This window comes from Terrihabitans aquatilis (assembly GCF_052542005.1).
Genome location: NZ_JBOCUO010000001.1, coordinates 16030 through 32877, shown reverse-complemented (window position 1 = coordinate 32877; position 16848 = coordinate 16030). Strand labels below are relative to the sequence as shown.

General features: G+C 65.4%; 23 protein-coding genes and 1 pseudogene. 4 read left to right on the top strand and 20 right to left on the bottom strand.

The window, feature by feature from the left end; genetic code table 11:
- The 6 genes and pseudogenes from ACQ6S1_RS00210 to ACQ6S1_RS00185 form a co-directional block, all read right to left on the bottom strand.
- Nucleotides 1-441: an NlpC/P60 family protein gene (locus tag ACQ6S1_RS00210; RefSeq protein ID WP_445039164.1), complete on the bottom strand. Its 441-nt coding sequence runs from the start codon at nucleotides 439-441 to the stop codon at nucleotides 1-3.
- Entirely contained in the window at nucleotides 438-1331 is an 894-nt protein-coding gene (locus tag ACQ6S1_RS00205; protein ID WP_445039163.1) for a phage/gene transfer agent baseplate hub protein, read from the bottom strand. The genes ACQ6S1_RS00210 and ACQ6S1_RS00205 overlap by 4 nt, the downstream gene beginning before the upstream one ends.
- A 12-nt stretch (nucleotides 1332-1343) precedes the next feature.
- Entirely contained in the window at nucleotides 1344-1973 is a 630-nt protein-coding gene (locus ACQ6S1_RS00200; protein ID WP_445039162.1) for a phage distal tail protein, Rcc01695 family, read from the bottom strand.
- Complete coding sequence (locus ACQ6S1_RS00195) at nucleotides 1974-2552, bottom strand: phage tail tape measure protein (protein WP_445040218.1); 579 nt, start codon at nucleotides 2550-2552, stop codon at nucleotides 1974-1976.
- Nucleotides 2553-2564: 12 nt separating this feature from the next.
- Nucleotides 2565-2732, bottom strand: a pseudogene (locus ACQ6S1_RS00190) (rcc01693 family protein); the annotation flags it as partial.
- A gap of 32 nt (nucleotides 2733-2764) precedes the next feature.
- A complete protein-coding gene (locus ACQ6S1_RS00185) occupies nucleotides 2765-3100 on the bottom strand; it encodes a gene transfer agent family protein (protein WP_445039161.1) in 336 nt (111 codons plus the stop codon).
- Between the two features lie 97 nt (nucleotides 3101-3197).
- Between ACQ6S1_RS00185 and ACQ6S1_RS00180 the strand changes: the two genes are divergently transcribed.
- Nucleotides 3198-4013 carry a hypothetical protein gene (locus ACQ6S1_RS00180; RefSeq protein WP_445039160.1) on the top strand — a complete coding sequence of 272 codons (816 nt, stop codon included), beginning with the start codon at nucleotides 3198-3200 and terminating at the stop codon, nucleotides 4011-4013.
- Between the two features lie 3 nt (nucleotides 4014-4016).
- On the opposite strand, the gene ACQ6S1_RS00175 is transcribed toward ACQ6S1_RS00180, so the two are convergent.
- From ACQ6S1_RS00175 to ACQ6S1_RS00125, 11 genes are all read right to left on the bottom strand, one after another.
- Nucleotides 4017-4427, bottom strand: a complete 411-nt coding sequence (locus tag ACQ6S1_RS00175; protein WP_445039159.1) for a phage major tail protein, TP901-1 family — start codon at nucleotides 4425-4427, stop codon at nucleotides 4017-4019.
- A gap of 80 nt (nucleotides 4428-4507) precedes the next feature.
- Nucleotides 4508-4918 (bottom strand): DUF3168 domain-containing protein, encoded by a 411-nt coding sequence (locus tag ACQ6S1_RS00170; RefSeq protein WP_445039158.1) that lies wholly within the window; start codon nucleotides 4916-4918, stop codon nucleotides 4508-4510.
- Nucleotides 4915-5115, bottom strand: coding sequence for a hypothetical protein (locus ACQ6S1_RS00165; protein WP_445039157.1), 201 nt, complete (start codon nucleotides 5113-5115; stop codon nucleotides 4915-4917). The genes ACQ6S1_RS00170 and ACQ6S1_RS00165 overlap by 4 nt, the downstream gene beginning before the upstream one ends.
- Entirely contained in the window at nucleotides 5112-5444 is a 333-nt protein-coding gene (locus ACQ6S1_RS00160) for a phage head closure protein (protein ID WP_445039156.1), read from the bottom strand. Before ACQ6S1_RS00160 ends, ACQ6S1_RS00165 begins: the two co-directional genes overlap by 4 nt.
- Entirely contained in the window at nucleotides 5444-5992 is a 549-nt protein-coding gene (locus ACQ6S1_RS00155) for a head-tail connector protein (protein ID WP_445039155.1), read from the bottom strand. Before ACQ6S1_RS00155 ends, ACQ6S1_RS00160 begins: the two co-directional genes overlap by 1 nt.
- Nucleotides 5993-6069: 77 nt before the next feature.
- Nucleotides 6070-7341, bottom strand: coding sequence for a phage major capsid protein (locus ACQ6S1_RS00150; RefSeq protein ID WP_445039154.1), 1272 nt, complete (start codon nucleotides 7339-7341; stop codon nucleotides 6070-6072).
- Nucleotides 7342-7417: 76 nt separating this feature from the next.
- Nucleotides 7418-7987 (bottom strand): HK97 family phage prohead protease, encoded by a 570-nt coding sequence (locus ACQ6S1_RS00145; RefSeq protein ID WP_445039153.1) that lies wholly within the window; start codon nucleotides 7985-7987, stop codon nucleotides 7418-7420.
- Between the two features lie 55 nt (nucleotides 7988-8042).
- On the bottom strand, nucleotides 8043-9209 hold the full coding sequence (locus ACQ6S1_RS00140) for a phage portal protein (RefSeq protein WP_445039152.1): 1167 nt from the start codon (nucleotides 9207-9209) through the stop codon (nucleotides 8043-8045).
- Between the two features lie 18 nt (nucleotides 9210-9227).
- A complete protein-coding gene (locus ACQ6S1_RS00135; RefSeq protein ID WP_445040217.1) occupies nucleotides 9228-10541 on the bottom strand; it encodes a DNA-packaging protein in 1314 nt (437 codons plus the stop codon).
- Nucleotides 10510-11046 (bottom strand): hypothetical protein, encoded by a 537-nt coding sequence (locus ACQ6S1_RS00130; protein WP_445039151.1) that lies wholly within the window; start codon nucleotides 11044-11046, stop codon nucleotides 10510-10512. The genes ACQ6S1_RS00135 and ACQ6S1_RS00130 overlap by 32 nt, the downstream gene beginning before the upstream one ends.
- Nucleotides 11047-11517: 471 nt before the next feature.
- A complete protein-coding gene (locus ACQ6S1_RS00125) occupies nucleotides 11518-11994 on the bottom strand; it encodes a YcgN family cysteine cluster protein (protein WP_445039150.1) in 477 nt (158 codons plus the stop codon).
- A 109-nt stretch (nucleotides 11995-12103) separates the two neighbouring features.
- Between ACQ6S1_RS00125 and ACQ6S1_RS00120 the strand changes: the two genes are divergently transcribed.
- Nucleotides 12104-14311 carry a transglycosylase domain-containing protein gene (locus tag ACQ6S1_RS00120; protein ID WP_445039149.1) on the top strand — a complete coding sequence of 736 codons (2208 nt, stop codon included), beginning with the start codon at nucleotides 12104-12106 and terminating at the stop codon, nucleotides 14309-14311.
- Here ACQ6S1_RS00120 and ACQ6S1_RS00115 read toward each other — a convergent pair.
- Nucleotides 14304-14645, bottom strand: a complete 342-nt coding sequence (locus ACQ6S1_RS00115; RefSeq protein ID WP_445040281.1) for a hypothetical protein — start codon at nucleotides 14643-14645, stop codon at nucleotides 14304-14306. The two genes, ACQ6S1_RS00120 and ACQ6S1_RS00115, sit on opposite strands and share 8 nt — an antisense overlap.
- Here ACQ6S1_RS00115 and ACQ6S1_RS00110 point away from each other — a divergent pair.
- Together ACQ6S1_RS00110 and ACQ6S1_RS00105 are read left to right on the top strand one after the other, a co-directional pair.
- On the top strand, nucleotides 14610-14942 hold the full coding sequence (locus ACQ6S1_RS00110) for a DUF1214 domain-containing protein (protein WP_445040216.1): 333 nt from the start codon (nucleotides 14610-14612) through the stop codon (nucleotides 14940-14942). The two genes, ACQ6S1_RS00115 and ACQ6S1_RS00110, sit on opposite strands and share 36 nt — an antisense overlap.
- On the top strand, nucleotides 14939-15487 hold the full coding sequence (locus ACQ6S1_RS00105; protein ID WP_445039148.1) for a DUF1254 domain-containing protein: 549 nt from the start codon (nucleotides 14939-14941) through the stop codon (nucleotides 15485-15487). The genes ACQ6S1_RS00110 and ACQ6S1_RS00105 overlap by 4 nt, the downstream gene beginning before the upstream one ends.
- 313 nt (nucleotides 15488-15800) lie before the next feature.
- Here the strand turns inward: ACQ6S1_RS00105 and ACQ6S1_RS00100 are convergent, their stop codons facing one another.
- Both ACQ6S1_RS00100 and ACQ6S1_RS00095 read right to left on the bottom strand, forming a co-directional pair.
- Nucleotides 15801-16142 carry a DUF1491 family protein gene (locus tag ACQ6S1_RS00100; protein ID WP_445039147.1) on the bottom strand — a complete coding sequence of 114 codons (342 nt, stop codon included), beginning with the start codon at nucleotides 16140-16142 and terminating at the stop codon, nucleotides 15801-15803.
- A gap of 20 nt (nucleotides 16143-16162) precedes the next feature.
- Nucleotides 16163-16846: a peptidoglycan-binding domain-containing protein gene (locus tag ACQ6S1_RS00095; RefSeq protein WP_445039146.1), complete on the bottom strand. Its 684-nt coding sequence runs from the start codon at nucleotides 16844-16846 to the stop codon at nucleotides 16163-16165.
- Nucleotides 16847-16848 lie beyond the last annotated feature (2 nt).

Genomic DNA, 16848 nt, shown 5'->3' with positions numbered 1-16848 from the left:
TCAATCCGTCCGTCGGGTTTCGGGAAAGGCGAACCGGAAAGCGATCCGCTTCCGCCATTGGCGATGGATGGGCACCTCGGCCACGCAGGCACCTTCATGGGCATGGATCATGCGGTCTGGCCCGGTGGCGATCGCCAGATGCTTGGCCGCCACACCTGGCCGCCAGCGAAAGATCAGCACCTCGCCCGGTCCGATCTCATCGTCGCCGCAGCACGCGACCAGATGCCGCGCCGCCGCTTCGGCCAGCGGCTCGCCGTCCGCAATTTCCGCCCAGTCGGGCGCATAGGGCGGCGGCTGTTCCGGCAGCTCGCCATAAAGCGCCCGCCACACACCGGTCACGAGGCCCAGGCAGTCGCAGCCCACGCCCTTCACGCTCGCGCCATGGCGATAGGGCGTGCCGATCCAGCCGCGTGCCTCGGCCAACGCACGTTCGGCGATCACAGGAAATAGCTCCCGCCATCGTGCTCGCCGTCCTCGGCGCTGGGATAGCCCAGAACCCGCTCGGTGCCGGGAATGTGCGGAAAGCCGCGGAAGTTCGCCGCATTGGCAAAGCGGTCGCGGCAGGTCTCCAGCCGCTTGTCGCAACCCGCTTCGAGAGTGAAGACATCTCCCGGCTGTGGCGAGAACGGCAGCTTCTGCCACAGGGCCAGCCTGGCCCCTGCAGGCTCCGCGCGGTGCTCGCGCACCTCATGGCTCGTTCCGGCATTCGGACCGGAGGCGAAGCGCAGCGTCCCGGCGTTGAACCAGCCATCGGCGAAGCGGTCGAGGCCCATCGCGGTCAGCTCGAAAGCGCTCACCGCCTCGAGCACGGCACCCGTACCGCGAAATGCGGGATCGTTCAGGTCTTTGCGGCAGCGTGCATCACCCAGTTCGGCGTCACACGTCATCGCGTAAAGTCGCCCTGTGCGGGCGTCCAGCCGGTGCATCATCGAACGCAATTCCGCGCTGAATGCCGAACCTGAGCGCCGCACCTCGCCGATTTCGGCCACACGTAGCCGCACCCTTTGCTCGGGCGCGGACCAGTTCACGAGGAACATCTCCACTTTTGCCTGGTCCCATGATCCGGCGGCCAGATCGGCTTCCGTCAGGCTCGCATCGCCCAGCACGCCGGCCACTTCGCCGCCGCCAACGGCGAAACCGAATTCGGCGGACGCCTCCGCCGCATCGAGCCCGCTCGCCGCGCGAAAGATCGTGCCATCGAACGCCAGATCCTCGTCATGGTCGGTGAAGCCCAGCACCATCCCGTCGCGGCGGATGGCGCGCCAGCATCGGCAACACGTCGTCGTCTCGCCGGCGAGGTGCGCCGCGAGCTGGGGATCAAGATCACGCATGGAAAACTCCGTTCAGGGACGGATTTCGATCACCGGGATCGAGGGAATGGTGCCGGCCTCGAAGGCCGCGAGATCGACCTCCAGGAAATCGGTGTCGAAGCGCACCGGCACGTCGAACTGGAAGCCGGCCGTCAGCACGGCGCCCGCCGTCGGTGCGTCCTCAAACGTCACGGTGCCGGTAATCTCATCAACGCTGAATCCGGCTTCCGCCTCCACACCGTTCACGCCGATGCGCACGCTGTGCATCACCGGCTTCACGATGGGTCGCCGATAGGGATCAGCCCCGCTGCCATAGGTCTTGCCCAGCGGGAAGGATGTCGTCTCGCCGTCGCCGGCGCCCAGCATCTGGTCGAAAGGCGACACCACCTCTCCCGGTGCGGCGGAGGAATGATCCAGCCGGTCGCGCCAACGGAAGCCGTGCAATTGCCCGCGTCGTTCCTCGAAAAAGGCCACCACGAGGCTCAGCGCCGCCAGGTTCTTGACGCCCCACCCGGCATCCCAGCGCCGCCGCGCATGGGCCCAGCGGGCATTGCGCTGCTCGCGGCCGGAACCGAGCGTCACGATCTCCGTACGGCGTTCCGGCCCACCGCGCGCGCCCAGCGCCACGTCCAGCGGGAAGCGGACTTCATGGAAAGCGGCCACCTACATCGCCCTCCGGCCGCGCGCCACCGCCCGCGCCAGAGCGGCCGAGACCTGCGCCTCCGAGCGACGAAAGCTCTCGGCGTCGGGCGTCGCGATATTCACGGTCACATTCGTCCCTCCACCAGCCGACCGAACGCCCAGCCGACCGTCAGCCCCGCGTGCCAGCGGCAGGATCGCTTCCGAGCCGGCCTCGCCCATCAGTCCGGATCGCCCACCGCTCATCGGGAAATAGGTCGGCGTCGACACCACACCGCCGGAGGCGAACGGCTGCACCCGCCCGCTCAATGCACCGCCCTTCGCAAACGGCATCACGCCCCCGACAATGCTGCTCATCAGCCCTCCGAGGCTCGCCTCCAGCGGCTTCATCGCACTGCGGAGCGCCAGATCCACCAGCCGCTGCCCCAGTCCGGTCAGCACGTCGGACAGCGAGCGCCCCTTGATCGTCGCGCCCTCCAGCGCCGCGGTCAGAGATCGGCCGAACCCGCGCGACAGGCGATCCAGATCGCCGAGAGAGCGCTCCAGTTTCGACGTGTCGGCCTCCACGGCCACGCTTCGCGTCTCCTCGAATTCGGACGCCATCATCACCTCCAGCTAATCGGGAAATTGCCGCATCAGGCCCTCGAGCGCCGCGCGGTCGAGCGCCGAGGACGCCGCGCCCGGACCGCCGCCCAGCGCCGCAGCCAGCTCACGCGGCGTCATGGTCCAGAAATCACGCGGCGCCAGCCGCAGCACGCCCAGCCCGGCATGCATCATCTCGGCCCAGGGAAACGGCGCACGCTCGCGACGTGCGCCTACGGAGGGTTTGCGGAAGCGGTCTCCGGCTCACCGAACGTCGCCACCAGAAGCCGCGCCACGATGTCGAGATGGCCCGGCAGGCCGCCGGGCGCCGGAAGCGTCGCCACCTCGTCGTCCGAAATCACATTGCCGCCGCCGCGCAGGCCCGCACCCAGAATACGGATGGCATCGCGCGACGAGATCCGTCCGCTCTCGAACCGCGCCGCTAGCGCCAGCAGATCCTCCGCTCCAAAGGCGGCTTCCAGTTCGGCCAGCGCGCCGAGCGTCAGGCACAGCGCATAGCTGCGCCCGCCCAGCTCGGCGGAAATTTCTCCGCGATGGGGGTTCGGCATTTTTCTTTATCCTATTCAGGGAAAAGGAGAAATGGCTGTTGGCGAGGCCCTGCCCGCCATGCAATCGTCGCGTGTGGCTCGGATTCGGGGGGATTCGATGGGTTTTGTGAGAGAAGGTGCGTTCGCGATCGCTTTTGGGTCGGTGCGCGATGCAATCCGCAGTCTGGGGGCAATCCCCACCGTCTATCTGGCGATCTTCGCGCTGTTCGCTGTGCAATCCATCGCGATGTACCGCGAGGCCGCGATCGAGGCAGTGCCCGTCGGCACCCTTGTCGTGGCAGTCTTCACGGGCTTCGGCTCGATTCCGTTCATCATCAAAGCCCTGCGCTATTTCGCGGACGGCGACGCGGAGGCACCGCTCTGGAGCTGGGGCCGGATCGGCCGCTTTCTTCTCTGGCCGCTTTTGCTCACGCTCGCCATCGGAATTCCAATTGGCGTGGTGTTCTTCTTAGTCGGTAGACTATTCGCCACCGGGGAAGCTGAGCCGGGGCCAGGGATGCTGGTTGCCGGCCTCGCAATCGTGCCGGTCTTCTTCGCATTTCTCTGGCTGGGCCTGCGCCTTTCCACACTGTACGTCGTCCTCGCACGTGGCGAGGATCGGCCGATCCGCCGCTCCTTTGCGGACACGCGGGGGCAATTCTGGTTCATTTTCAGAACCTTCCTCGTGGCCATGCTGGTGTTGATTGCGGTCTTCGCCGTCTATGGCGCAGGGCTGTTTCTGACGGGCATGATCGATCTCGCCGAAGAGCCCGCTCCGTTAAGCGGGATCAAGCTCTTTGCGGGCGGCATCGCGGACGGTCTGCTGCAGATCGTCGTGGTTTCGTATTTCGCAGCCTTGTACGGTCGACTTTTCCGCAATCTGCGGGGCCTGCCGCCGCTGTTCGCCCGGCAGGAAGGATTTGTCGGAGCCTGAGGGTCAGGCCGTGGCAAACACCAGTTCGCCCGCGCTCTCCATGGCGAGGTCGAACGTCACCTCGCCCATATGGTCGCCGCGATATTCGAGGCTCGATATCTGAAACGGACCTTCGATGGTGCCGAAGCTCGGCACCAATATCTGCCAGCGCCGGATCGCACCGTTGAAGAACACCTCCCGCGCCAGCGCGTCGGACTGCGCGTCGCGGAACACGCCGGAACCGGAAAGGCTGGCGCGCTTCATGCCCGCGCCTTCCAGAAGCTCACGCCAGCGCCCGACACTCTCGGAATGCGTTACATCGACCGCTTCCGCGTTCAGCATCACGGCACGCGCCCGAAGGCCCGCCACAGTCGTGAAACCGCCAACGCCATCCGCAATCTTGAGCAGGAGGTCCTTGCCCTTCTGAGCCACCATGTCGGTCTCCGCAAAAAGAAAACCCCCGCTCGGCTGAACGGGGGCACAGTTTTGTCTGGGAGGGACGAAAGCTAAATCGATCAACCGCCCTCTGGTTCCGTCACCGCGCGGAAGCGCAGTGCGGCGAAACGGCGCCGTCCGTCCGAAGCACGCTTGGCCTCGGTGGCCAGCCAGCGCAGATTGGATAGCTGGTGGCCATCAAGCGGCAGATCGGCCCCGTCAAGTGTGGTCACCAGCTGGTTCGCCGCGCTCAGGGCCTGCGCCATGCCGGCCTCTTGAGACCAGACGTTCAAGCTGAAGCGGTGCTCCTGGCCTTCTTCGAACGAACCTCCTGCGCCCCGGCTTTCCATGTCCGTCAGAACAACGTAGGGCAGCGAGGCACCCGCCGGCACCTCGTCATAAACCTTGGCCCCACCGAGGAGCTCGGTCAGTTCCTCATCGTCCTGCAAGCGCGAGCGGATTGCGGAGCGCAATGCCAGAGCGGCGTTCAACGGCGATACCTTGCCGAAGCCCACACCGGGATGGCACCCGGCCAGGCGTCGCCACCCAGAAACATTTCACCGCCCTCGAAGCGGACGCGGCGGCGCCCGGTGATGGTGGCGGTCAGCGCGTCGACACGGGCGCCGAGACGTGCGGCGAACTCGCGTGCCAGGCCCTCATAACCCTTCAAGGCGGAGGACAATGTCATGGGCGTTTTTCCTCTGTCAGTGCGACGAGGAAGCGGCGCTCCCCGGTCGGATCATAAACAGAACGTATGATGTACGTGGCGGTTCCTGCCCGCAGGCGGTGGCGCGCACTTAAATCGTCATGCCACCGCATCACAATTCGGTGCACGATCGTCTGTCCCGCGGCATCCGCTGTCAGACCGAACGACGCCGAGCGCGCCTCGATGTCGGCCCACACCGTGCCGGCATCCCGCCATGTGCGGGCAAAGCCGCCTGCACCGTCTGGCACGTCCACCGGCTCCTCGACAACGATACGGTGCCGCAAGCGGCCGATATCCGGTCCGCCCGCCATCACAGCCTCAGCCGGCGTTCGGAAGCGATCAGCACGGCGGCCGCCAGCGGCCACGATCCGTCGCCCGGTTCGAGCGTGCGGTGCTCGTACCAATGCGCCACAAGAAGCCGCATAGCCTGCGCCAGATCGGGCGGCACGGCGGCGGCCGGCCCGAAACCGGCCTCGACATCCACCTCGATGCCGCCGAAGGGTCGCAGCACGGCCGGGCCGCCCGCAATGTGCAGCCGGGCCGAACAGTCCAGTACCCAGCCGCCGGCATCGAGTGGAACCTCGGTGCCGTCCGCCCGCCGCAGCCGCGCCGCCCGCACCGCCACGAGAGGCGACAGCGGCACGTTCACCAGCCCACTCGCAGGCCAATCATCCAGCACGAGGCGCCAGATCTGCGTCATCAGCTTCTTGCCGGTCGCCGTCTCGACATGCCGCCGCGCTGCGGCGATCAGCCTGACGAGCAGCTCGTCCTCATCGTCATGGTCGAGCCGCAGGAAGCCCCGGATGTCGTCCAGCGACACGGGCTCCTCGTCCGGCTTCGTCAGCAGGAACAAAGGCATGGATGATGGCTTTCGGAAAATGATTCAGGAAAGATGGCCCCCGCCGCAGAGGCGGAGGCCGTGCCAGTGTCGGCGGCTCAGTCCTCGCCGAACTTCAGCAGCTTGATGGCGTCGAAGTCCTGCACCCCGCCGCCCACGCGCTTGGTCGTGTAGAACAGCACGTAGGGCTTGGCGGAGTACGGGTCGCGCAGCACGCGCACGCCCAGCCGGTCGACCACCAGATAGCCGCGCCGGAAATCGCCGAACGCAATCGGGAAGCTGTCCGCGGCGATATCCGGCATGTCCTCGGCTTCCGTCACCGCGAAGCCCAGCAGCGAGGCCGCACCGCCCGGCTGGGCCGGCGGCAGCCACAGATAGCGCCCGTCGGCATCCTTGAGCTTGCGCACCGCCGCCTGCGTGCGCCGGTTCATCACGAAGCGCGCGTTCTGCCGGTACCCCGCCTTCAGCGCATAAACGAGGTCCACCAATTGGTCGGACGGGCTCGGCGCACCGAACTCACCGTCCGCACCCGTCGCCACATAGCCGATATGGCCCCAGCTCCAGTTCTCCTCCGCCACCTTCGGCGGGTTGAGGAAACCGCGCGGCTTCTTGTCCCCGTCGCCGTTGATGAAGGCCGCGCTTTCCTGCTCGGCAAACGCGGTGTCCACCTCCTCGGCGATCCAGCGGTCGAGGTCGATCGCAGCATCGTCCAGCAAGGCCTGCGTCGCCGCCGGCATGGCGTAGAGCTCCATGGCCGGAAACTCGATCTCGGCCAAAGTCGGCGTCACGGTCTGCGTGCGCACCTCGGTCTCGCCCACCCATCCCGTCGCGAAACCGCCCGTCGCGAACGGCTTGCGGTACACCGAGGACGAGATCGTGCGGATGCCGGCGATGGCCCGGATCGGCGAGCTTGCCGCCAGCCGATGGCCGATCTCGCGCTCGGTTTCCTCCGGCACGAAATAACCGCCCTCCGTGCCCGATCCCACCGACAGGCTCTTGCCGTCCAGACGCAGGATCGCGGAAGTGTCGCCGCGCCGCACATAGGTCTCGAACGCCGATTTGTGCTCGCGCGCCATCGGGCTGATGCGGTCCGGGTCGCCACCGATTGCCGGCCTGCGCCCCTTCAGCACCAGCTGGTCCAGCACGTCCTTCTGGCGATCGAGAGCGGCGTCGATACGGGCCAGCTTCTCCTCGGTCACGGGGTCGGCGGTCAGCCTGTTCTCGATCTCGGCCAGCCGCTCGTCATTGGCATCGCGATAGCCCTCGAAGGCACGCATGAAGGTGTCATAGGCCTCCACCACCTCCGTGCTGCTGGGCACGAAATCCGCGCCCTTGCATTCCGGCGCGGGCAGAAAAATGTGTGCGTTCATCGATAGACCTCGTGGATGATGTCGGACATGAAAAAGCCGCCCGGAGGGGGCGGCGCGGTCGTGAAATCCGTCGCGTTCAGGTGTGCCGGAACAGGGCTTCCGCCTCGGCCCGCGCCGTTCGACGCACGGGAAATCCGGGCGGCCGTTTCGGCGCATCGGCGGTCAGGCTTTTGGCGGCGGCGATCCTGGCTTCGGGCAGCATCGGAAACGTCACCACCGAGATTTCCCAGAGGTCGACCTTCTCCAGCCGCCGCACGCGGGTGCGCGGATCGCGGCGCGCGCCGATCGTCTTGAAGCCGATCGACAGGCCATCGATTGCCCCGTCCTGGATCAAGGCCCAGATCTCGGCCGCGCGCGGCACCCGCAAGGCCAGCCGTCCGCGCACGCGAAGACCCATACTGTCCTCGCGGATCTCGTCCCACACGCCGATGGGCTGCATCGGGTCGTGCTGGAACAGCATGCGCACCCGTTTCGCCCCATTGCGCCGCAAGCTGTCGGCGAACGCGCCGCGCACGACCAGATCGCCGCCCAGATCGGTCTCGCCAAACAGGCTGGCATAACCGGCGATGACGCCGCCCCGCGCCACCGCCTTCGGAGGCCTTGGCGCCTTCTTGGTTTCCTCCACAGGGGTCCAGGTTTTCAGCATGACGTCTCCCTCGCCCGCTGGGAGTGGGCGTCGAACAGATCAAAAGGTGTGCGGATCAGGCGGCTTTCGGCCCGTAGCCGATGGCGGCGCGTTTCTCGTCGTCGGTCAGGAAGCTTGCCGCCGCCACGCGGCGCCAAAGGGCCTCGCGTTCGCTGCCCAGCGCCTCTATGCGGTCGAGATCGGGCTCCAGCCGCAGCCGCTCCGTGCCGAAGGCCGGGCTCAGCCAATGGGTCAGGTCCTGCGCCACGCGTCCGATCAGGGGCAGCACCGTTTGCCGCCACAGAGCGCGGTTGGCCTCCTGATAGTTCGCATAGGTGTTGTCGCCGGGGATGCCCAGCAGCATGGGCGGCACGCCGAACGCCAGCGCGATCTCCCGCGCCGCGCCGTTCTTGGCCTCCATGAAGTCCATGTCCTTCGGCGTCAGCGCCATGGCTTTCCAGTCCAGCCCGCCGTCCAGCAGCAAGGGCCGCCCGGCATTGCGGATGCCCTGAAACTGCAGCTCGAGCTCACTCTTCAGCCGGTCGAACTGTTCATCCGAGAGGTTCGCCCCCTCGGGCCCTGAATAGACCAGGGCACCGGAAGGCCGCGCCGCATTGTCGAGCAATGCCTTGTTCCAGGCCGCCGCGGAATTGTGGATGTCGATCGCTTGCGCCGCCGCCTCCAGCGGCGACAAGCCATAATGGTCGTCGAGCGGGTGGAAGAAGGCAATGTGCAGGATCGGCGGCACCTCGGCATCCTGCCGAAAGCGGATCGTCTCCGCCCCCACCGAATAATCATAGGCCTCCGGCCACCCATCCGCGCCCGGCACCACCTTCAGCCGGTCGGGCCGCAGCGCATAAAGTTCGCGCGGCACACCGTCGAGAAGCGCCGCCTCCACATAGCCATTGCCGGCCACCAGCAGATGGCCGATCAGGCTCTCCAGAAACGCCGCGCCGCTTTGCCGGCCGTTCGGCTGGGCCAGCAGGTCCAGCAATTGGTGCCGGTCCAGTTCGCGCTCGCCTTCATAAAGCAGCAGCGGCACGGACGCCGCCGTTTCCGCGATCAGACGCACGCATCGGAAGACGATGGCGTTCCGGATGAAGCCCTCACGGGCCAAGGCCGCATAATCGCGCGGCGTCCACACCGGCCGCCCCGCCTCGTGCAGCGCCACAAGGGTGTGCGCGCGCGACGCCTTCTCCTCCGGCGCCGCCCGCCGCAGGATGTTCTGCAATCCGTGAAACATGAAGTCTCCTTGAAGAGGCTAAAGTCCGCGCAGGCGCGGCGCGCCCTTCGGGCTTTCCAGCGCCAGGGCCGTCACCGCCCACACCATCGCGTCCAGACGATCCGGCGAATGGCCGCCCGACAGGCCATCGAGGCCGAAATCGCACATCTCGTCTTCCAGTCCGGGCAGCGGGCCGACATGGCGCACCCGCCCCTGCGCATAAAGGCTCGCCACCGGTTCCGCCCGCAGCCATTTTCCGCGCGTCGCATGCACCAGCCGCACCGGAATGTTGGGATCGGCCTGTGCGATCACCGCACGCACCATCTCGCCCCCCTGATTGGCCTCCGCGATCAGGGCGTCGGCCTCGTGCGTGCGCCAGGCCGCCACAGCCTTCGCAGCCCACAGATCGGGCCGCGCCACGTTCACCGTCTCATCCGCCAGCACATAGACAATGCCGTCGGAACCCGTTCCCGCCACCACGATCCCACAGGCATCCGAGCGACGCCCACCACCGGCCGGCGGATCCACCGCCACCACGATGCGGCCCAGTACCGGCGCCTGCTCAAGGCGGCCGGCCTCGATCCCGTCACGCGTCCACAGAGCATCCGGCCGGTCGTCGATGATCTCGCCATCCAGTTCCTGCCGCCCCAGCCGGGTGCCGGCGTAGCGGCCGACAATCGCCTCCAGAAAGTCCGGAGCCAGATGAAACGCGTTGGCGCTCGTCGCGGCATGCGTCACGGCCGTGCGTGGATCCGCCATCAGGCGCTTCAGCAAAGGCAGCGGGCGCGGCGTCGTCGTCACCATCTGACGTGGCCGCGCGCCCAGCCGCAGGCCGAATTGCAGCATGTCCCACACGGCGTCCGCCTGCTTCCATTTCGCAAGCTCGTCGCACCAGGCCGCGCCGAATTGCGGTCCGCGCAACGCCTCGGGGTCTTCCGCCGAGAAGCATTGCGCCACCGCGCCGTTGGGCCAGGTCAGTCGACGCCGCGAAGGTTCCCACAAGGGCCGCCGCCTTCCGCTGATCGCGAGGATGCCGGACACGCCCTCCACCATCACCTCGCGCACATCGGCCGCCGTCTCGCCCACCAGCGCGATGCGCCCGATTGGCTCCGGCGTGAAATCCTTCAGCCCCAGCGCCAGGCCCCTCACCCATTCGGCGCCGGCGCGCGTCTTGCCCGCCCCACGCCCGCCAAGGAACATCCATACGGTCCACGCCCCGCCGCCTGCCGCCTGCGCTGGCGGCACCTGCTCGTCGCGTCCATAAAGCGGCCAGTCGCCGAGCATGATGCTGATCTCATGGCTGCTCAGCCCGGCCAGGAACTCATTCAGCAGCCCGGCTTGCGCACAGCGCATCAAGGCGTCGCGCAAGCTCGCGGCGGAACTCGTCGATGTCGATCTCGTCATCCGGTTCCTTCGCCTGCTCGGCGGCGTTCGCGTCCAGGCGCTGCAATTCGGTGAGAGTCTTCACGAGGCTTGCCAGCGTCCGTGCCGCTTTTTCCGCGTCCCCGCGCGGCGCTAATCGGTCCATGCGGCGCAGGGTCTGCTCCACGCCCGAAACTTCGCGTTCCACGATGTCCCGAATGCGCTGAATGGTCTCCGCCCGTGAGGGACGCTCCTCCAGTGCCTCGTCGCTCAAAGCGTCCGTCGGAAGGATCGAAACCTCATCTGCCGCGCCGGTGTCGGACTCTCCGTTGCGATCGAGCCGCGCCACCCAGCCCCATCGCGCCCGGTACGAATGAAATGTGCGCGGCTTCATGTTCAGCATGCCGGCAATCGCTTCCACCGGAAGACTCGTTTCCTCATACAGCCGCCGCGCCTGAACCTTCACCTCAGGATCCACCACGATCGCTGCAACCATCCTCTTGCCCTCCCGGGCCGGCCCCGATCCTGCCGCCCACACTTCTTGAGCATGGGGATGTTGTACCCGAACAGCGTCACGCTGTCAAGGATTATATTCCATTATGTGAATTTTGACCTACGCCGTTTGATCGGCATTCATCGGCGCATCACGCGCACAGCCATCGGCATTCAAAGAAGAAGTTTGAAGCGCGGGCCGGTCGCTGCTCCGGCTTCGGTCCCTCGCCCCAGCTTTGCCGCGCATCGGTCAGGGCTGGTATTTCGAAGGTGCATCCAGAGGACGCGCGCACCGGGAGTTCCCTCCCCGGCAGGACCGGACCTTTTTGGCCGCGTGTCTGCTTTCCACGCCGCCGCGCTCTTAAAGTCTCAAGAGCCGCCCTTCGTCCTCCCGACCGGCGATCTTTGGCGTCGCTTCGGCAGCTCCAGGTTTTCACCTTGAAAGCGGTGCTGGCCCTACGTGGTTAATGGCGCGTTACCGGGTGTTGCGACGTCTGCGTTTGGGCCATTTTTCCGGCCAGCGGACAATCCGCTCGAGGATCTCGTCGATTGTCACATCGTCCTCGCTTGCCGAGACCTTTCCCCGCACCGAGGCGCCGGAATGATGCACGCTTTCCCTGTCTCCCGAAACGAGAGGGTGCCAATCCGGCAATTCCTTACCTTCGGCAACGAGGCGGTAGCCGCAGGTTGCCGGCAGCCAGCCGAGGGTGCGCACCACGTCGGGGGTCAGCCGCACGCATTCGGGGACGATGGTCTGACGCTCGGGGTAATTCCTGCATCCGCAACTCTGCCCGTCCAGAAGCGTGCAGCCGACATCGGTGTAGGCAATCGCGCCGCTGTCCTCGTCCTCGAGTTTTACGAGGCAGCAGCGGCCACAGCCGTCGCACAGCGCTTCCCATTCCTGGGGCGACATTTCGTCCAGCGTCTTCGTTTTCCAGTACCGTTCGGCCACGGTCCTCGTCCAAAATGCGATGGGAGATCGCGCGCCTCTTGCGCGTCGCACGGTCTGGGGTCAAGAGAGATAGATAGGGCGGCTGCGCCCCTATGGCACGGAGAGCCCGTTGCGTAACCTGTTGTCCGGCCCAACGATCGACAGGATCAAGCGGGCCCTTCTGGCACTGGACTCGGCGATCGACGCCGCGGCCTACCGCGCATTGCGCGGCTTCGGTGCGGTATGGGAGCGCTTCGTCGGCGCCTCGCAGGACATGCGCATGCGCGGCTGGAAGCGCGGCGTGTTCGAGGTGGTCGGCGAAGGAGCCACCTGGGGTACGCTCGGCGCGCTGATGATGCTGGCCCTGGCCCAGCCTGCGTTTCAGGCCACGAAGGAAGACTGGCGCAAGCGCGTCGACCTCGCCGTCGTGTTCCAGGACAGGACCGGAGCCGAGATCGGCCGCCGCGGCGTGATGCAGACCGATGTCGGCTCGCTCGACGACATCGCCGATTCGATGATCAAGTCAGCGATGGCCATCGAAGACCGTCGCTTCTTCCAACATTTCGGCATCGACGTCCCGGGCACCCTGCGCGCCATTGTCGAAAATGCGCGCCACAGCGGCGTCGTCCAAGGCGGTTCGTCGCTGTCTCAGCAGCTCGCCAAGAACCTGTTCCTCTCGAACGAGCGCACGCTGGAGCGCAAGGTCAAGGAAGCCTTCCTCGCGATCTGGCTGGAAGTGAATCTCTCGAAGGAGGAGATTCTCAAGCTCTATCTGGACCGTGCCTATATGGGCGGAGGAGCGTTCGGCGTCGAAGCAGCGGCACAGCTCTATTTCGGCAAGTCCGCCCGCACTCTTTCCCTCGCCGAATCCGCGATGCTCGCGGGTCTGTTCAAGGCGCCCACCAAATTTGCGCCTCACGCCAATCTGTCGGCAGCCCGCGCTCGCGCCAATGTCGTTCTCGACACTCTGGTCGCTTCAGGCTTCATGACAGAGGGACAGGTCCACGCCGCACGTCTCAATCCGGCCACCCCCATCGCACGTCAACGCGGAACCAGCCCGGACTATTATCTCGACTGGGCCTTTCTTGAGGTGAAGAAACTCGCCGACGCCGGGAAGCTGGGGGGCAGTCGCTCCGTGGTGGTCAAAACGTCACTCGATCCCGCGGTGCAGTCGCGGGCCGAAGAAAGCATCGAGAACCTTCTGCGCCAATACGGCACCCAATACGGCGTGAAACAGGCCGGCCTTGTTCTCATGGAGCCGTTCGGCGCGGTACGCGCCATCGTGGGCGGTCGGGATTACGGCGCGAGCCAGTTCAACCGTGGCACGGACGCGCTCAGGCAGCCGGGATCATCGTTCAAGCCCTACGTCTACACAGCGGCCATGATGAACGGCTACACGGCCAATTCCATCGTCACCGATGGTCCGATCACGATCGGAAACTGGTCACCACAGAATTACGGCCGCTCGTTTGCCGGGCGCGTCACGCTGATGTCGGCTCTCGCCCGTTCGCTCAACACCGTTCCGATCCGGCTCGGCCTCGCGGTCGGCCTCAACAAGGTTGTCGAGACGGCAAAGCTGATGGGTGTACGCACGCCGCTCCGGATCAATCGGGCGCTGGCGCTGGGCACCTCCGAAGTCACGGTTCTCGATCAAGCTGCCGGTTATTCCAGCCTCGCCAATGGCGGCTTTCGGGTCGAGCCCTATGCGGCGGTCGAGATCTCCGACAATCGCGGCGCTCTCCTGTGGCGTCATGATCGCGATGCTCCTGCACCCGAACGAACCATTCCGGCGGAAGCCGCAGCCGAAATGAACCGCCTCATGGTCAATGTCGTCGATGCCGGCACCGGCCGTAGGGCAGCGCTCGAGGGCCTGAAGATCGGCGGAAAGACCGGCACCAGCCAAGATTATCGCGACGCCTGGTTCATCGGCTATAGCGGCGATTTCACCTGTGCGGTCTGGTTCGGCAACGACAACTATTCGGGCACGCGTGAAATGACGGGCGGCACCCTGCCTGCAATGGCCTTCAAAGAGGTCATGACTGTGGCGCAGGCGGGCGTCGATCCGCGTCCTATCCCAGGTATATCGCCGTCTGGTGCGCCCTCAGCAGCCATCGCCTCGGCCGCATCGCCCGAAAGCCACGACAACAACCAGAACGGCCGCCTTCCGCGCCGCGCCTCCATTGTTCTCGATCAGATCAACGATCTCATGCAGAAGGCAGAGATCGCATCTATCAGTAATGTCGATACGAACGCCGGTACTGAGCGCATGACAGCGGAAACCCATGCGGTAGATGCGAAGTCTGCGCCCACGGGCCAGGCCAGACCCGCCGTCAACTGAAAACGAACGGCATCATTAACCCTAGCCCCTCCTGGCATCTGATCGTCTCTTGCGCCTTATTCTCAACCTCATCTTCATTGCCGTAATCGGAGCCGGCCTGGGCCTCGGCCTGACCTTTGCCGCCGTCCGCAATCCCCCCATGCTCAACGCCATAAAAAGCGGGCCCTGGACGGCGATAAGTGGCGAAGGGTCGTCGGACATCGATGCGTACAGCCTCGCAGCGATCACGCGACGCGGTGAAGTTCCGCTTGCTACCGGAGACGGGCTTTCGTTTCGTGCATCGGTTGACCATGAGGGATTGCCGCTTCGCGGCGCGTGCCGGTACCGCGTTCATGGCCTGATGCCGAACGTCAGGGTGTGGTCCTTGAGCGCTTATAGCGATGCGGGAGCGATCATTCCGAACGCGGCACACCGATACGCCTTTTCCAGCGCCGAAATGGCTCGGGATTTCAACGGCGCGGTCTCAATCCAGATCTCGGCTCAAGCCCAATCCGGCAATTGGCTCCCGGCGCCCCTGGAGGAAGAATTCATACTCGTACTGAGGATGTACGACACCACTCTTGGAGCCATTTCCGGCGGGCGGGATGCGCCGGATCTCCCAGCCATCACTCGTGTGGGATGCCCCTCATGAGGGTGTTGCTGAACTGGCTGTTCGCCGCGGTCACCGGAATTCTCCTGGGAGGTATCGTCCACATCGGATCGTTGCTGGCGATCCCCCATTTCAGCAATCACAATGCCTACGGGCGGCTCGTTTCCATATCGGACACCAATAACTTCATTGTTCTGGATCCGGAAAAAGGCGACCGGCGCCTCCCCCTCCTGGATCCGACATTTATCAACCTGACCTGCCGCTACGACGTGACTAAGGCGCCGCTCCAGATCCGGGTACCGATCGTCAGCGATTATCTTGCGTTGTCGTTTTATGGGCGGGACGGGATCGCGTTCTTTTCCTTGAACGAGCAATCCGCCCTTGGGCCGAACATCGATGTCGAGCTGTATGACGCCAGTCAGCCCGATCTCAAGACGGAAGATCTTCGCGCGGGCACCATCCCGATCGCGGCACCAAGCGCGGAAGGCTTCGTCTTTCTAAGGGTATTCGCCCCTACCCCCAGCATAAAGGCTGTGGTGCAGCCCGCTTTGTCTCAAGCTGTGTGCGAGCCCGCGCGGCCAAGGTAACGTTCACGCGCGGGGCGTGCTCATGGTCGACACCCTGTGGATCGAGGCACGTCTTTCGGTTGTCAGCGGCGCCGGCTCGTGCCGCTCGTAGCGAACCCCCGTGAAAAACAGCAGCTCTCCAGGCTTTTCAACCGGTCGGCTCGATCCAGATCGACGGGCCAGGCCCGTTCTGAACGTCAACAGAACTCCCATGGTCGTGCTCCGCGTGTGAGCCGCGACGACGGACAGCGCGGCCTGCCAGCTTCAGCAGACAACGTGTTTGGTTAACAGAGCTTTACCAGCCCACTCGACGCGCTTTTCCCAAGGCCGGCCATCACACCAATTTCAGAAAGTGGCGCCCCTCGCGATCCTCCACCGCGACAATCCAGAGATCGCTGTCGAACTTGATTTCGCGAGTGAGACGTTCCTGGATGACGGCATTCTCGGCGGGTCCAGATACCTGTTGGAACAGCCGCTCGCCCCCCGCCTCCTCCGGCACGGACGCCTGAGGTGCAGCCCCATAAAGAATCGAGGTGCCATCGAGCCGGTCGCAAACCACGAAGATCGCGCCGGCCTCCGGTGAGCCCCGCCGCTGAACCACGGCAAATGCTCCCTCCCCATTGCAGCGCCGCACATGCGCCGAAACCCAGAAATCCGACGTCAAGCGCGCCGACATCAGAAGCCGAGCCTCGCCATTTAACGTATGCGACCAGCGTTGAGGATGCGTCGCTTGAGATCAGACGTGATCTCCCCACGCACGGGCAATCCATTTTTCGTTTCAAAACGACGGATTGCGGTCCGGGTCGCCTCACCCATCAGGCCGTCGGCCTTCAACGGTCCGAAACCAAGCCGCTCCAACGCCTGCTGAACCTGCATCACATCGCCGCTCGAATCCCCACCGCCCTGACGTAGGAGATCCAATAGCCCCGCACTGGGCTGTCCAGTCGGGGTCAGGCCGGCGATCGTCTCGAAACTGCGAATGGCCGCTTCCGTCTTAGGCCCCGGCAAGCCGTCCGGCGCACCCTCATAGATGCCGCGGCGCCCAAGTTCGAACTGGATGTCCTTGATAAGCGGGCTGCTGGCAGCCGTCGTCGCGCCCGCACTGTGGGCGCCGTTTGTTTCCGGTGCGGCTTGGGATTGCGTATCCTGGCCGGCAAATGGCGCAGAGAGGTCGGCGGGACGCGATTGAAACATCAGCGCATTGACCATGATCATCACGGCCGTCGCTGCCGCCAGTCCAAGAGCGGTGACATCGAGCGGGCTGAAACGTTTCGATCCTGCGAGCTCATTGGCCATTGCGGCATCCAGCATCTTTTTCTTCCCGCTTTCCCTCTTGGCCCTTGTTGCCTGCCCTGACTTCACAGCCTTCTTCGATGCCATGT

What these genes read in the sequence shown, in the direction of transcription:
- ACQ6S1_RS00205 (WP_445039163.1), bottom strand. Translation starts at nt 1,331, where the DNA reads ATGCGTGATCTTGATCCCCAGCTCGCGGCGCACCTCGCCGGCGAGACG.
- ACQ6S1_RS00195 (WP_445040218.1), bottom strand. Translation starts at nt 2,552, where the DNA reads ATGGCGTCCGAATTCGAGGAGACGCGAAGCGTGGCCGTGGAGGCCGAC.
- ACQ6S1_RS00185 (WP_445039161.1), bottom strand. Translation starts at nt 3,100, where the DNA reads ATGCCGAACCCCCATCGCGGAGAAATTTCCGCCGAGCTGGGCGGGCGC.
- ACQ6S1_RS00180 (WP_445039160.1), top strand. Translation starts at nt 3,198, where the DNA reads ATGGGTTTTGTGAGAGAAGGTGCGTTCGCGATCGCTTTTGGGTCGGTG.
- ACQ6S1_RS00175 (WP_445039159.1), bottom strand. Translation starts at nt 4,427, where the DNA reads ATGGTGGCTCAGAAGGGCAAGGACCTCCTGCTCAAGATTGCGGATGGC.
- ACQ6S1_RS00165 (WP_445039157.1), bottom strand. Translation starts at nt 5,115, where the DNA reads ATGACATTGTCCTCCGCCTTGAAGGGTTATGAGGGCCTGGCACGCGAG.
- ACQ6S1_RS00160 (WP_445039156.1), bottom strand. Translation starts at nt 5,444, where the DNA reads ATGGCGGGCGGACCGGATATCGGCCGCTTGCGGCACCGTATCGTTGTC.
- ACQ6S1_RS00155 (WP_445039155.1), bottom strand. Translation starts at nt 5,992, where the DNA reads ATGCCTTTGTTCCTGCTGACGAAGCCGGACGAGGAGCCCGTGTCGCTG.
- ACQ6S1_RS00150 (WP_445039154.1), bottom strand. Translation starts at nt 7,341, where the DNA reads ATGAACGCACACATTTTTCTGCCCGCGCCGGAATGCAAGGGCGCGGAT.
- ACQ6S1_RS00145 (WP_445039153.1), bottom strand. Translation starts at nt 7,987, where the DNA reads ATGCTGAAAACCTGGACCCCTGTGGAGGAAACCAAGAAGGCGCCAAGG.
- ACQ6S1_RS00140 (WP_445039152.1), bottom strand. Translation starts at nt 9,209, where the DNA reads ATGTTTCACGGATTGCAGAACATCCTGCGGCGGGCGGCGCCGGAGGAG.
- ACQ6S1_RS00135 (WP_445040217.1), bottom strand. Translation starts at nt 10,541, where the DNA reads ATGCGCTGTGCGCAAGCCGGGCTGCTGAATGAGTTCCTGGCCGGGCTG.
- ACQ6S1_RS00130 (WP_445039151.1), bottom strand. Translation starts at nt 11,046, where the DNA reads ATGGTTGCAGCGATCGTGGTGGATCCTGAGGTGAAGGTTCAGGCGCGG.
- ACQ6S1_RS00115 (WP_445040281.1), bottom strand. Translation starts at nt 14,645, where the DNA reads ATGAACGCGGTACCGGCACGCGCCGCGAAGCGGCAATCCCTCATGGTC.
- ACQ6S1_RS00105 (WP_445039148.1), top strand. Translation starts at nt 14,939, where the DNA reads ATGAGGGTGTTGCTGAACTGGCTGTTCGCCGCGGTCACCGGAATTCTC.
- ACQ6S1_RS00100 (WP_445039147.1), bottom strand. Translation starts at nt 16,142, where the DNA reads ATGTCGGCGCGCTTGACGTCGGATTTCTGGGTTTCGGCGCATGTGCGG.
- ACQ6S1_RS00095 (WP_445039146.1), bottom strand. Translation starts at nt 16,846, where the DNA reads ATGGCATCGAAGAAGGCTGTGAAGTCAGGGCAGGCAACAAGGGCCAAG.